Consider the following 13,597-nt stretch of genomic DNA (forward strand, 5'->3'; position numbering starts at 1 on the left):
TCTTTCCCTCCGTTATCTATTCGTTAGTTGCCTGGCTTTGAGCTAACATCGCGTACGTGTCCGGCCTGCGTTCCCTGCCGAATAAACTTCGCGCTTCCCCGTACGCGGGTCCGACGGACATCCAGAACTCCTCGAATCTTCGATTCAGATCAATCTCGGCGCACGCAATCCCATTATCATGACGTCCGATTTCTTCAAGCACTTCCCCTGCGGGATTGATGATCCGGCTTGGTTTGCTGGCGGGATCGCTCATGGATTCGCCATTCCCGTCCACGATAATCGCTCCGTTGATGCCGGATACGACCAGATACAGGCCATTATCGACCGCTCTGGCGATTTGCTGGGCCCGCCCTTCGCCGGCCGTCGACAGGCAGACGATTTCCGCCCCTTTCAATCGGAGCAGGCGCGCAGGTTCCGGGAACGAAATATCCCAGCAGACGAGCAGACCGACTTTACCGAAATCCGTATCGAATACCGGATAGTCGTTCCCTGGCGTGATCCCGTCTTGCGCTTCGAACAGAGGCAAATGGGTTTTGCGGTATTTTCCGGCGATGTCGCCGTTCCGATCGAATAAAATGCTGGTATTGTAAACGCAGCCGCCTTCTCTTTCATGCATATTGAACACGACGTAGGACCGGACCTGCTTGGCTTTGCCGCCGATCGCCTGCGTCAATTCGCCGGGAATCGCTTGGGCGACTTCCGTGGGCGGATAGCCCGAACAGCGGTCGTACATGGTTTCCGAGAAACAGATGAGATCAGGCTGGAGTTCTCCGGCTCTCTCGATCGTATCCAACATGCACTGCAGGTTGTCGGACAGCTGGTGCCGATTTTCCGTATTGGGGGAAATATAAGTCGTCACGATCTTCACTTTCTTACGCTGCGCCATTTGGCCTGCGGTTATCGCTGCCTTCTGCCAGAACACCTTGCCCGCGGCCGACCAGCGATATTCAAGTTCAACTTTCGCCGCGTGCGCTCCCGAAGGGGCTTGAACGGTTTTGTTCAGCTCGCTTAGCCCGTCTTCGCGTACCGCATAGTCATCGACATATTCGCGCCGCAGCCAGTTCCGGTTGTTATCCATCCACGTCACGATCATATTGATGCTCACCGCGTGGCTGCCGGTCCCTTCTGACCCGTATGCCGCCATTAGGTTATACGCAGCGCCGCCCTCGATGCCGGAAATTTCGCACCACCATGCACCGTAAGCCTCGAAACGCCCTTCGCCTGAAATGCACAACTGCGTCCGATCGCCGTCGAATCGCTTGTCGAATACAGGCGCAAGCTCTGGACGCGGCACCCACGATTGCCACGCTTCGCCAGAGAAATCGGGAAGTAAATTGACCGCCTTGCGACTAGGCTCCATTGTTGTTCCTTCGCTCCTTCGGGCTTTTTTTGGTCTCTCTTTACTTTTCGATCCGATCCTGGCGCTGACCTTCATGCAATCGAATTATTTCTATCGCTCCCAAAGAGCTGTCTGTCTATCTATGACAAGTTGCCTGGACTTCGCGCGCATAGTCAACCAAAAAACCGCAAGCGATCCATGCAGATCGCTTGCGGTTCCCGTCGTTCGATATCGTTAAATCAGCGCCGACCGCTGCAGCAGCCGCTGCACGATGGCAGCCGTTTCCGCCCGCGTAATCGCGGCCTTCGGCGCAAGCCGCGTCGACGTTTTGCCCTGGATCACGCCGGCTTCCAGGCAATCCGCAATCGCTTCGCGAGCCCATCCGGCCGCGTCGCCCTCATCCTTGAACGAACTGAGCGAGCGTCCCGCTCCGTCCTCGGAAAGACCAGCGGACAGCCCCGTCCATTTCATCGCTTTCGCGATGATCGCCATCGCCTGCTCCCTCGTAATCGGGTCCGCCGGGCGGAACGTGCCGTCCTCGAACCCGTCGATCAGCCCGTACGAGACCGCCGTGCGGATTACCGCATCGAATCCGTCCGAAGCTTTCACGTCAGAGAACTTGGACGTCTCGCCGTCCGTCTTCAATCCAAGCGCCCGTACCAGAATCGCCGCGAACTCTCCACGCGTAATGCTTCGATCCGGCTGGAATAGTCCGGTACCATTGCCCTCGATCACCATTCGCGCGCCCATATCATTGATCGCCTGCTTGGCCCAATGACCTGCGGCGTCACGGAAAGCGACAGGATGGCTAACGAGCGCGTAAACGCCGTTCGACACGTTGCTAACGAGCGCGTATGCCTTGCCGTCGATCTGTTCGATTCGCGTTGGCGCATGCCTTACCGTGCCATCCTCATCGATCGCGACGCCCGTCGTAATCTGGCTCAAATCGACGCCGGCCGGAATGGCGAACGCTCGCTCTGCGTATCCGCCCAATCGGTTTACCACGATCGTATTGCCGCCCGCTTCTGCCGTCACCGCGAAGACCAGCGGAGGCGCCGCGAGGGTAACGCCTTGCAGCGCCGAAGCACGGCGTGCAGCAAGCGCCGCCGCCATGGCATCCGGCTTCGCCATTTCAATGCGAATCGTAATGGCCTCCAGCGCAGCCGAGTCAAGCCGCTTCTCGATGTCCTCGATGTCGAGCAGCTGCGCCGGAAGCGAATAAGAACCGTCCGGCGTGCGGATGACGATGACCGCCTGCTTGCCCGCAAGTTCCTTGAGCATCTGCCCGTTCAACTCGCCCGCCTCGATATCGTAGCCCGGACCGAACGGGATCGTAATGACCGCGTTCGGGCCCTCGGAAGCAAGCTTATCCAGCAGCTTCTTCTCATCCATGGTTACCGTGAGTGCCGGTTGCTCACCGCGCATGGATTTCTTGGCGGCGCCCATGCTTTCCGCCTTCCCGTTCACCAGCACGTCGAAGCTGTTACCTTCGGCCTCTTGAGTATCTTGGGTTTCTTCAACAACGTCGGCCGGCGCATGAGCCCGGGCAGGACCGGCCCATTCGCTTTCAACGCCGTTCACCGTCTGAGATGCGAAATATTCCGCTCCCGTGACGATCCGTTGCGTGAATACGTGGCTCGTCTCTTCCCCGGTCAGCGTATACGAATCCGCAACGGAAAGATCCTTGCGGTAGAGCGTCAGAATCGCGCCCGCCGTTGCGCCCTTGACTTCGATCTTGCGCGTTATTCCGCGAATCTCCGGCGCTTCGGGTTCGACGGAGACGAGGTTGGAAGCCATGCTGTCCACGCCGCCGACGGTCTGCACGGCATAATAGTTCATGCCCGGGGCCAGCCCGGTGAACGTATGCGCCGTGTCGGATCCCGTCAGCGAGTAAGGATCCAGCGCCGACGATCCGTCTGCCGCATACAGCTTCAGCACGGCGCCGGGCGTCGCTCCGCTCACCGCCACGCTTCCCGCTCCGCCATCCGCGATGACCGCTGCCGGCGATACCGTGAATGGAACCGAACCAACGCTATCCGCTCCGTTCACCGTTTGGATGACGTAGTAGTTCGTCCCCGGCGTCACGCCCGTGAACGTATAGCTCGTCTCGCCGGCGCCCAGCGTATGCGCCGTGGCGGCCTCCGTGCCATCAGCGGCGTACAGACGCAAGGTCGCGCCTGCCGTTGCCGCGCTTACCGCGGCTTGTCCTGCCGCGCCTTCAACCGTGACTTTCTCCGGCGAGGACGTCACCGTATTCGTATTCAAGCTCTCGACGCCGCCTGCCGTCTGCGTGACGTAATAACCAAGTCCGGGAAGTACGCCTTCGAACGTATAACCGGTCTCCGCGCCGCTTAGGATGCGGGTGTCCAAGACATGGTTGCCGGCATCATACAGCTTCAGCTCCGCGCCTGGCTCTGCGCCGGTCACGGCGACGCTGCCGACGGCGCCGTTCGCCTCGGCCGCCGGAGGCGATACGGTAACGAGACCGGAAGCGATACTGTCCACGCCCCCGACGGTCTGCGTCACGAAGTAATTCGTTCCCGGCGCCACGTTAGCGAATGTATAGGCTGTCTCGCCGGCACCGAGCGGATAACTGTCCGCCGCCGTCCCGTCCGCGCGATGCAGCTTCAGCTCCGCGCCTGGCTCTGCGCCGGTCACGGCGACCTGCTTCACGCCGCCCGTCGCCGTTACTTCCCCCGCAGCAGCGGTTACGGGCGCCGAGCCCTCGCTTTCGACGCCCCCGACGGTCTGGGTCACGTAGTAATTCGTTCCCGGCGCCACGTTAGCGAACGTGTAGGCCGTCTCGCCGGCACCGAGCGGATAACTGGCCGCCGCCGTCCCGTCAGCGCGATGCAGCTTCAGCTCCGCGCCTGGCTCTGCGCCGGTCACGGCGACTTGCTTCACGCCGCCCGTCGCCGTTACTTCCACAGGCGCGACCGTCACGAGATTGGAGCCTTCATTTACGATGCCGTTCACCGTTTGCCCCGCGAAATAGTTCATCCCCGGCGGGACGTTATTGAATACGTGGCTGGTTTCACCGGCAACAAGCGTATACGGCGCGCCGACCGGAGTTCCGTTGAACGTGTACAACTGCAGCGTCGCGCCTGCTAGCGGATTCGTAACGGTCACCGTCCGCTTGCCTCCGTTAATGGCTAACAACGGCGGCATGGCCGTTACCAGGGGAGAATCCATGCCCACGACACCGTTCACCGTCTGCACGACGTAGAATATCCCGGCCACGCCCGCGAAGCGATAGTCATGTTCCCCGGCTTCCAGCGTATGCGTTGCTGCCACCGTGCCGTTCGCATTGTGCAGCGTCAATTCGGCCGACGCAAACGCGCCGCTGACGTCAACGTATCCATTGCCGGCGACGGCCGTTACCGCCGAAGGCCGCGCGGGCGCATAATTCGACTCCGGGCTCTCAATGCCGTTGACCGTTTGCGTGGCGTAATAATTCCAAGCGGGCAGGACGTCCGAGAACGTATAACCGGTATCCCCGTCGTCTAGCTCCGCATGCTGCGCCTCCGTTCCGTCCGGAGCATAAAGCTTGATCGTCGCACCGCTCGTCGCGCCGCTCACGACGATCTGCTCCACGCCGACGGCGACCGTCACGGCCGAAGGCTTGGCGGCAACGGTATTGCTGGCCCCGTACAAGTACCCTCCGCTGGTCTGCGTCGCGTAATATACGTCCGGATCCAGGCCGGCGAAGACGTGACTGCTCTCCGTGCTGTCGCCTCCGCTGCCCAGCGTGTAACTGGTCACGTATACATTAGGCATCCGATACAGATTCAGCGTCGTTCCGGGCGTACCCGATATCGTGACGCTGCCGATTCCGCCGATTGCCGTCACCGAAGCTTCGACGTCGGCGTACGCTTTCGACGCCTCCCCAGTCATCCCCGCCGGCGTCCCGACTGCCAATGCCGCGGCGAGCAGCAAGGCGGATGTTTTCTTGCCTACGCCTAGACGATTATGCCCAAGCTTCCCGCTCGCTTTCTTATTCCCCATATGTAGACACTCCCTCTGAAATCAGTCCTATGGTTCTATTCTATCAGATGAAGTCTGCCAAAATCGACCATAATTCGACAAAATCCGCTCGTATAAGCTGCTGGTTGCATCCACGCTCCCCGCGCCGCGGAACAACAAAGCGGCGATCCAGACGGCGAATGCCGTTCTGAACCGCCGCTTTCCCGGAGTTGGCCGCGCCGCCATTCCTTCAGTGGGTTGTCGAATTTAATAGATAATTGCCAACATATTTTTCATTGTTTGCGATATTCCCATTCCCGGATCGTGTGCTAAAATAAGAGGCAGTCTGACCGAATCGGCCGGCGAACGTTTGCCGAAGCCGAAACGAATCGAGAAGGAGCCGCCATAATGAAAGCAAAAACCATTTCGCTGGGGCTGGCGCTGACGCTGCTGCTGAGCCTCGCCGCGGGTTCCGCCGTTCATGGAACCGCAAGCGCCGCCGCCAAAACCTACCGCAACTGCACCGAACTGAACAAAGATTACAAGGGCGGCGTCGCCCGCTCCGCTTCCGTCAAGAACAAAGGCGGCAAGACGAAATACAAGCCGTTCGTCTCGCAAGCGCTGTACGACGCCAACGCCAAGAGCGACCGCGATAAAGACGGCATCGCCTGCGAGAAATAAGAAGGCGGACCGGATCCTTATCCCGATTCGCGCCGTGCGCAGCTCCTCGGGCGCGTTTCAGCGCCCGTGCGTGCGGCCGCGCAACGCGTTGACCCGAACGGCGGCCAGCCGCTGCCCTCGTGCCAGGGCAGCTGGTCCTTTCCTTCACCGCAAACTCGGCCGGATGGCGCGGATCTACGCGTTCATCCGGCCGTTCTTTCTTCCGTGGCCAAGCCGCGCTCAGAACAGAAACAGCGTCCGTTGTCCGCCAATCCGCCACCTCGCCACCTCGCCACCTTCGCCGCAGCAGCCCTTGCGCCGCCCGGCCGCAAGCTTAAATTAACGCCAGCAGCTCGCCCAGCCGGTTAATCGTATGCAGCGGCTTCGCTTCGTTGCTTGCCGGCCATGCATGATTGGCCTGCACCCAAATCGTCGCCATGCCGAATCGGGCCGCCCCTTCCACATCGTTTACGGGATGATCCCCGATAAATAAACATTCCTCAGCCTGCAGCCCAAGCTTATCGGCCGCCAGCTCGAAGATCCGCTTGTCCGGTTTCTTGATGCCCGCTTCCTCCGAAACCAGAATGATTTCGAACGCGTCCCGGATGCCCAGCAGATCGATTTTGCCGTATTGGGTCGCCATCCTGCCGTTCGTAATGAGCCCGGTCCGGTACTTCGCCCCTGCATGCGCAAGCACTTCGCGCGCCTGCTCCATCAGCACGGCATGGCGCAAGTAGGCGCCCCGGTAGAACTCCGCCAGCTCCTCGTGCGAAGGCTTCCGCTCCCAAGGGAGCTCGTCCAGGAGCTCGGCAAACAGCGTTTCCCGCGGCTTGTAGCCGTCCCGATCCAGCTCGATGACGCGTTCGAACATCGCCCCGCGATCCGCGATATGCCCGAAGTAGGTCTCGAAGAAATAACCCGCAAACCCGCTAAACATGCGCGTACGATCCAGAATCGTATTGTCCAGGTCGAACAACACCGCCTTAATCCGTTCCATCGTCACCACTCCTTATCCAGCGTCCTCTTGCATCCATGTCCACTATTCGACGGCGAGCGGGGCAATCCTTCCAATTCCCCCCATCATTGCAAGCACTTCCCCCGGACAACGTCTGTCACGCCGCGCAAGAGGCCGACCATTTTCCTTCTCGCCGCCCCGAATGCCGCCTCCTCGGGCAAGAAAAAAGACAGCCGGCGGCGGCTGTCTCAAATCCGTGCTACATCACGTAAGTATCCAAGAAGGCGTTGCGGAACTTGCCGTTCGGATCGCATTGCAGAAGCAGCCGCTTAAAGTCGGGCAGCTTCGCGTACAGCGACTTCACCCGATCGGGCTCCATCGTGAACAGCTTCGCCCAATGCGGCTTAGCCTGAAACGGCGCAAGCTGCTCTTCAATAGCAGGCAGCAGCTGCCGCACGGCCTCCCAATACGGTTTCCACGTAAAATGGATCGCAACCGCGTCTTGCTCGTAACACATGCTCATCCACAGCTTGTCTGCCGCGATCGTGCGCACCTCGGAAATATAAAGCAGCGGCGCGATGCGTTCCCGCAGCTGTTCAATGGCGCGCAATGCTTCGTACGCGTGCCGGCGGGGCACAAAATATTCGCTCTGCAGCTCTTCTCCGGCGCTCGGCGTGAAATCCATCCGAAAATGCGGCATTCGCTCGTACCACGGCCCCGGAATACCCAACTGTTCGCTGCAATTGTCCGGCGCATGACCCGGTACCGGATGCAGCTTCGCAGTCGCCAGAGCCGCACCGTAAAAGTCGGGCCCTGCTTCAGCAGCGCCATCCGCAGAAGAGGCTGTTTCCGTGCAAGCTTGCTTCAGCCACACCTGATTCATCGACGCGCTTGTCCAATCCGTGAACAAGCTGACGCTGTAGCCGCTGGAGAAAATAGCTTCGGCTCGCTCGCGAAGCTGCGACAGCGGCAGGTTCTCATAGACATGCTGCCGCATTTGGAAAGCCGGAATCACGTCGAGCGTGATTTTCGTAACGGCACCCAAGCCTCCGAGGCCGACGACCGCTCCGTCGAAGTCTCCATCCTGCTGATCGCGGGAGAAGACGGCCGTCTCCCCGTCCGCGCGGACGATTTCCAGTGCATGAACCGCCGTTGCCAGATTTCCGTTGCGATCACCGGAACCATGCGTCGCCGTGGCGATCGCGCCCGCGACGGTAATGTGCGGCAGCGAGGCCAAATTGTGCAGCGCGTACCCGTTCTCGTGCAGATAGCTGCACAGCTCGCCGTACCGGATGCCGGCTTCGACCGTCACTGTATTGTTCACCCGGTCCAATTCCGTTACTTGGTTCAGCTTCTGCAGCGATAGCAGGCTTTCCGCCGAATCGGCAATGCCGTTAAATGAGTGGCGCGTGCCGAGCACCCGCATCCGGCTGCCGCGGGCGACCATTTCTTGCACTTGCTCCAGCGTCTCCGGAACAAGAAGCTCCGTGGCCCCGTACCGATAATTTCCGGCCCAATTCAAGTTATTTTCCATGTCTGCGCTCCCTCTCTATGAATAAAGACTGCCAAGACTGCCAAGCCGATAATATAAGCGCTCCCATTTCATTATAAAGGAACCGTTCATCCGTTCAACCCCTCGATAACAATCCCCTGTTGCAGCCAATCGCGTTCCCTCGACGGGCAGGCGAAACGCAACCATTCCGTTCTTCTGTCGTCTATACAACGATTAGAAGTTCAGGCTTTATGCTCAGATGGAGGATCTGAGTCTAGATTTACCGGTAACCTCTTGACGAAAGGAGTGGCAGATCGTGAGCGAGCAAAGCTCAGGCGTTCAATTAAGCCAACAATTTCATGACAATTATATCGTGCCTCGTCTATCGTCTGCTCTGCCTGCTCTAGCGTATGCATCCGCGCTTATCGGCCCGGGCAGCGAGGTGCTTGGTTTCGATACGCCGATGTCCCGCGACCACGACTGGGGACCGCGCGTACTGCTATTCGTCCGTGAAGCCGACTTTTCTCAGCGTGAAGCCATTTTCGAGGCTCTGCATAGGGCAGCGCCAGCAGCGTTTTATGGTTTTCCGCTTCAAGTCGATCAGACGATCGTTACCACGGTATCCGCTTATTTCAACAGACGATTAGGACGCTCCCCCGCCGAATGGTTCGAGGAGTTGGAACCGCTGGACTGGCTGACGATCCCGTCTCAGACATTGGCAGAGCTTACGGGCGGAACCGTTTTCCGGGATGATCTCGGCGAGCTGACACGCGCCCGCAACCACCTCCGTTTTTACCCGCAGGATATATGGCTTTCTCTAATGGCAGCGATTTGGAACCGGATCGGACAAGAGGAGCATCTTATGCCCAGAGCAGGCTTCGCGGGGGATGAACTGGGGGCGGCTCTGATTGCGTCTCGACTCGTCAGGGACATCATGAGTCTTTGTTTCCTGATCGAACGGCGCTATGCCCCTTACGCAAAATGGTTCGGCACCGCCTTTCGGCAACTTGCTTGCGCCAAGGAGTTATTGCCCGTCCTGATAGCGGAGCACACCGCAGAAGATTGGCGAGAACGAGAGCAAGCACTGGCCGCAGCCTATCAAATCGTCGCACGGATGCATAACGAACTGCAATTGACCGAACCCATTGAAGCGAAAGTAACGCTCTTCTTCGATCGACCGTTCACGGTCATTCGCGGGGATCGTTTCGCGGAAGCATTAGTCTCTAAAATCGAGGATTCATCGCTGCGCAAGCTTGCTGCATTTAAGTTCGGCGGCATAGACCAAATCAGCGACAACACGGATTTTCGCGCTGTCCACGAACGTTTACAATCCTCATCCGGCATGACGAACCCGCTTCGCGCTTTCTTTGAACGCCTGCTTTGAAAGGGGAATGCCGGCATCATTCATGAATCTCGATAATCATGGCATTCTCGTCGCAATTCGCATATTTGGAACAGTGTTTACAATCTTTCCATATCTTCGTCATCGGCAATTTACTTTTATCGATGAGGTTGAAACCGCATTTTCTAAAGAAGTCCACCTGGTAAGTTAGCGACAATAGAGACTTAACGCCCAGCATTTCAGTTTCATCAACGACGACTTGAACAAGTCTTTTTCCGATACCGTTTCCAAAATGATCTGTCGAGACAGTCAGCGAACGTATTTCCGCGAGTTCTTTATCTAAAATATGCAAACTTGCAGTCCCGACAATTTCACCGTCGCTTTCAGCAACATAAAAACATTGGAGATTTTCATAAATAGAGCTATATGTCCGATGAAGGAGTTTGCCCTCGTCAGCGTAAGCATTAATCAGTTGATGCATAATATCCGTATCGTTCATTGTTGCTTTCCTAATTTGATACATGAAAAACAGCACCTCCGGAAATTTCCAATATCATAAATATACGTATATGTGAATTTTTATTCAAGTCATTTTTTCGATTGCTCTCATAGTCACCAGTTAACGGGTTAACTAAAAAAGCAGTAGCAGCCTAGGACTTTATTTCAGGTCCGTGACTGCCACTGCTTTTTTAGTTTGCACCAGGAACACATGCACGAAAATCATTGCTTAAGCGACACATCTCTTCGCTTCATCGCTTCATCGCAACCATCGCCGCGTCCAAATCCGGGAATGCCCCCGTCGCCGCGGCGGCGTAAACAGCTGCGCCGAAGGCCGCCTCCTCCTTGGCCTCCGCCAGATGCAGCGGCAGCTGCAGCCGTTCGCGCAGCAATCGCTGCATGACGGGATTGCGGCGAATGCCGTTGCCGGATCCCGCAGCACTTGTAACTGCTCCCAGAAGCCTGTCCGGCAGCAGCTGCGCGAAGCCGATCAGCTCATCGACGATGCCGGCCAGCACTCCCGCCGCGAAATGCCCTGGCGTGAAATTGTCAGGGCTGAGGCCAGCCACGCTCCCAAGGACGAGCGGATCTTGGCGCGTGCCGTAAAACTGCGTCCCGAACCGGAGCTGCGCCTGCTCGCCGTCCAGTGCCTGTTCGGCCATCGCGTTCATCCGCTCGTACATCTCCGCTTCGTCGATCTTCGCGTCGCCGAACGAACCACGGACCGCTCTGAAGAAATGCGCCAGCAGCGCGTACGATTTGCCGCCGCTGAGCGGCGCGCCCACGAGAAGGAAACCGCCGCCCGGGAACGGACGTGTCTCAAGCCCCGGAATTTCCTCGTACTGCTCTGCGAACAATGACAGCTGCGACCCCGTGCCGATATTGGCGAGAAGCGTCCCTTTCAATTGCGGCACGGCGCCGATGAAGCTCGCTTGGTTATCGCCGATGGCGCAGGCGACCCGCTTCCCGTCGCTCGTCAAGCCCGCAATGCCGCCCGCCTCGATTACCCGCGGCAGCAGGGAATACGCCATCCCGGCGCGCCGGATAGCCGCCGCATCGAAAGCACGCTCCCCATTCGAGAACAAGCCGAAGCTGGCCGCATTGGATGCATCCATGACAGGCGCCGTAGCCCCCGTAAGCTTCATGGCGACATAATCGCCGACCGTGCACATGGAGGCCGCATTGTCTGGCACTCCCCCGGTCAGCCTGTTGTAATGATGCGTCACCAAGCCGTAACCGCTGCTCACGGCATAGCCGGTTAATTGGCTAAGCCGTTCGGCGTAAGTGGCGCCTTCGCCATGCGGCTGCGGCAGATCGCCTCGTCCGTCCTGCCAAGTATACAGCGGACCGATGCTGCGTCCGTCAGCATCTACGTATAGCATGCCGTGCATCTGGCATGAGATGCCGATCGCGGATACCTCTGCCCAATCGCGAGCACAACTCGCAATCAGCCCGCGGACGATCTCGACGATCCGTTCCGGATCTTGAATCCGTTCCCAGCTTCTGGCGCTCTGAAGTACGGCGTCGTTCGGTTGCGTATCTACGCTTACCGTCTCGCCATGTTCAGCCGAAACGATGACAAGACCGATGGATGTCGTACCAATGTCAATCCCCGCGAATTTCATCTGCGCCCTCTCCTTTCGCCTAGTCATTGAAGCTTCTTATGCAGCCTTTCGCGATGCGCCGCCGCAAGCCCCAGCAGCTGAAAACTTCCATTTTCAATGAGCGCATGAAGCCGCTCCTCCTCTGCTTTGGCGAGCAGATACAACGATCGGTCAATCATGCCGCTTGCCAGCGCATCTTCGAGTTCATCCGCATCCTTATGGACGACTTCTCCCGAAGGCAGCACGACGATGTCAACGAACAGATCGTCCATCCAAGGCACGTTTTCCGCGCTGATGCCGTTCCGATAACAGATATCGACGTACCATTGGACGATCTGTCCCTTCTCGTCAAACATGGTCGTCACGGCATGATGCAGACCGATCGGAAATTGCTGCAGCCACGTGTAGCCGTCATTCGCAATGCACACCTTCGTGCCGGCGTAGTCGACCCATAACGGTTCCGTGACTTTGCCTAATTCAAGCAGGGTGACATGTCCTTTGAAGTTTTCCGTTTCCAGGTATGCTTGCGCATATCTCCGCTCGACGACCCGCCGCCAATCCGCTCGGTCCCCGTATTTTCTCTTCACGACGATCAGCTCCTACTTCTTCCGGGCTACGATGAGTTCATTCCGATAACACTTGCGAATCGTTCCGTTATAATCGTTGTCGATTAACGATCCAATGCAGGCGAACAGCTGCCCGCGAGCAGCTTCGTCCAACATCCGATGATTCGAATAAGTTGAAATCAGCCGAATATAGTCCTCTCGATCGTAGCTTTCTTCCGTCATGTAAGCTTGAACCCGCGGCTCGTCATAATAACCGCTCATGGCTATCTCCTGCCCATAAGGATTGTTGTTCGAAGGCTTGCCGGCGGGCATGAACATGTCGTAGCAGCGCTGAACCTGGTCAAAAAAAAGCCGGTCCCCGCCTTCCGCATGCACGTAATTAAGGACGGCGACATGCCCGCCGCGGCGAAGCAAGGCAGCAGGTTTCTTCCAGCGCATGCCCGGATCTATCCAATGAATCGCGGTTGCGGATACAACCAGATCATACGGTTCCTCGGGCGCCTCCCATGTTTCGAAAGGGGCGGTGACGATCTCTACGTCCGGAAACCCGGCCAGCTTAGCTCTTGCAATGTCTGCCATCTCGGCGCCTAGCTCGATTGCCGTGATGCGGCAGCCATGCTCGGCAAGCGGCAGGGTTGCAATGCCGGTTCCCGCACCGATCTCCAATACGCGGGCGCGGGCAGGCAAGTCGGTCCACGCGAATAGATCCTCGAACAGCTGGCCCGGATAATGATTGCGCACTTGATCGTACAGTGCCGCAACTTCATTGAAGGTTTCTCGCATCTCGGCAGGCATTATTTTCACGCTCCTTTAGTTAAGGGATCTGCACCAAGCTTCCACCGAAGCTCGAGGGTCAATAGTATAGCGTTAACCGGGGCGGTCTGTCTATCTATTCCATGACACTCGATGTCCGAATGACTGATCGGACGTACTTCCGCCAGACAGCATCCCCCTGCCCGCCCGGGACAACCGAATGGACGGCACATATGATAAACGCAGCAACCGTTTCGCATAGCCCTTCGGGAGGTGTGTCCCCCTTGATAAGAATTCGCAATCGCTTTCGACGCTCAGCAACCGGGAAACGAGGAACTGCGCTCGTCAAACGAACGCGGCAGGCAGCCAAGAACGGGAGCTCTTCCTCCCTGCGTCTCCATCGCGGAAAGCGTTATGCAAGAGCA

At 58.1% G+C, this 13,597-nt stretch carries 10 protein-coding genes; 2 read left to right on the forward strand and 8 right to left on the reverse strand.

The genetic code is table 11. The features are described from left to right. Window positions 1-16: 16 nt before the first annotated feature. Both GZH47_RS03135 and GZH47_RS03140 read right to left on the reverse strand, forming a co-directional pair. Complete coding sequence (locus GZH47_RS03135) at window positions 17-1,360, reverse strand: carbon-nitrogen hydrolase family protein (protein WP_162638496.1); 1,344 nt, start codon at window positions 1,358-1,360, stop codon at window positions 17-19. 213 nt (window positions 1,361-1,573) lie between these two features. After that, window positions 1,574-5,344, reverse strand: coding sequence for an S-layer homology domain-containing protein (locus GZH47_RS03140; protein ID WP_162638497.1), 3,771 nt, complete (start codon window positions 5,342-5,344; stop codon window positions 1,574-1,576). A gap of 366 nt (window positions 5,345-5,710) precedes the next feature. Here GZH47_RS03140 and GZH47_RS03145 point away from each other — a divergent pair, with 366 nt between their 5' ends. Then, a complete protein-coding gene (locus tag GZH47_RS03145) occupies window positions 5,711-5,983 on the forward strand; it encodes an excalibur calcium-binding domain-containing protein (RefSeq protein WP_162638498.1) in 273 nt (90 codons plus the stop codon). A gap of 313 nt (window positions 5,984-6,296) precedes the next feature. Here the strand turns inward: GZH47_RS03145 and GZH47_RS03150 are convergent, their stop codons facing one another. Together GZH47_RS03150 and GZH47_RS03155 are read right to left on the reverse strand one after the other, a co-directional pair. Further along, window positions 6,297-6,959, reverse strand: a complete 663-nt coding sequence (locus GZH47_RS03150; protein ID WP_162638499.1) for an HAD family hydrolase — start codon at window positions 6,957-6,959, stop codon at window positions 6,297-6,299. Window positions 6,960-7,176: 217 nt separating this feature from the next. Next, a complete protein-coding gene (locus tag GZH47_RS03155) occupies window positions 7,177-8,451 on the reverse strand; it encodes an FAD-binding protein (protein WP_162638500.1) in 1,275 nt (424 codons plus the stop codon). Between the two features lie 274 nt (window positions 8,452-8,725). Between GZH47_RS03155 and GZH47_RS03160 the strand changes: the two genes are divergently transcribed. Then, window positions 8,726-9,793: a DUF4037 domain-containing protein gene (locus GZH47_RS03160; RefSeq protein WP_162638501.1), complete on the forward strand. Its 1,068-nt coding sequence runs from the start codon at window positions 8,726-8,728 to the stop codon at window positions 9,791-9,793. Window positions 9,794-9,809: 16 nt separating this feature from the next. Here the strand turns inward: GZH47_RS03160 and GZH47_RS03165 are convergent, their stop codons facing one another. The 4 genes from GZH47_RS03165 to GZH47_RS03180 form a co-directional block, all read right to left on the reverse strand. After that, window positions 9,810-10,274: an N-acetyltransferase gene (locus GZH47_RS03165; protein ID WP_162638502.1), complete on the reverse strand. Its 465-nt coding sequence runs from the start codon at window positions 10,272-10,274 to the stop codon at window positions 9,810-9,812. Between the two features lie 226 nt (window positions 10,275-10,500). Then, the gene (locus GZH47_RS03170) at window positions 10,501-11,874 is read right to left on the reverse strand and encodes a sedoheptulokinase (RefSeq protein WP_162638503.1); all 1,374 of its coding nucleotides are present in this window, start codon (window positions 11,872-11,874) and stop codon (window positions 10,501-10,503) included. Window positions 11,875-11,897: 23 nt separating this feature from the next. After that, window positions 11,898-12,440, reverse strand: a complete 543-nt coding sequence (locus GZH47_RS03175; RefSeq protein WP_318653409.1) for a ribonuclease FAU-1 family protein — start codon at window positions 12,438-12,440, stop codon at window positions 11,898-11,900. A 12-nt stretch (window positions 12,441-12,452) separates the two neighbouring features. Further along, window positions 12,453-13,214, reverse strand: a complete 762-nt coding sequence (locus GZH47_RS03180) for a class I SAM-dependent methyltransferase (protein ID WP_162638504.1) — start codon at window positions 13,212-13,214, stop codon at window positions 12,453-12,455. Window positions 13,215-13,597: the final 383 nt, after the last annotated feature.

This window comes from Paenibacillus rhizovicinus, from assembly GCF_010365285.1.
Classification (GTDB): Bacteria; Bacillota; Bacilli; order Paenibacillales; family Paenibacillaceae; genus Paenibacillus_Z; species Paenibacillus_Z rhizovicinus.

What these genes read in the sequence shown, in the direction of transcription:
- GZH47_RS03135 (WP_162638496.1), bottom strand. Translation starts at nt 1,360, where the DNA reads ATGGAGCCTAGTCGCAAGGCGGTCAATTTACTTCCCGATTTCTCTGGC.
- GZH47_RS03140 (WP_162638497.1), bottom strand. Translation starts at nt 5,344, where the DNA reads ATGGGGAATAAGAAAGCGAGCGGGAAGCTTGGGCATAATCGTCTAGGC.
- GZH47_RS03145 (WP_162638498.1), top strand. Translation starts at nt 5,711, where the DNA reads ATGAAAGCAAAAACCATTTCGCTGGGGCTGGCGCTGACGCTGCTGCTG.
- GZH47_RS03150 (WP_162638499.1), bottom strand. Translation starts at nt 6,959, where the DNA reads ATGGAACGGATTAAGGCGGTGTTGTTCGACCTGGACAATACGATTCTG.
- GZH47_RS03155 (WP_162638500.1), bottom strand. Translation starts at nt 8,451, where the DNA reads ATGGAAAATAACTTGAATTGGGCCGGAAATTATCGGTACGGGGCCACG.
- GZH47_RS03165 (WP_162638502.1), bottom strand. Translation starts at nt 10,274, where the DNA reads ATGTATCAAATTAGGAAAGCAACAATGAACGATACGGATATTATGCAT.
- GZH47_RS03170 (WP_162638503.1), bottom strand. Translation starts at nt 11,874, where the DNA reads ATGAAATTCGCGGGGATTGACATTGGTACGACATCCATCGGTCTTGTC.
- GZH47_RS03180 (WP_162638504.1), bottom strand. Translation starts at nt 13,214, where the DNA reads ATGCCTGCCGAGATGCGAGAAACCTTCAATGAAGTTGCGGCACTGTAC.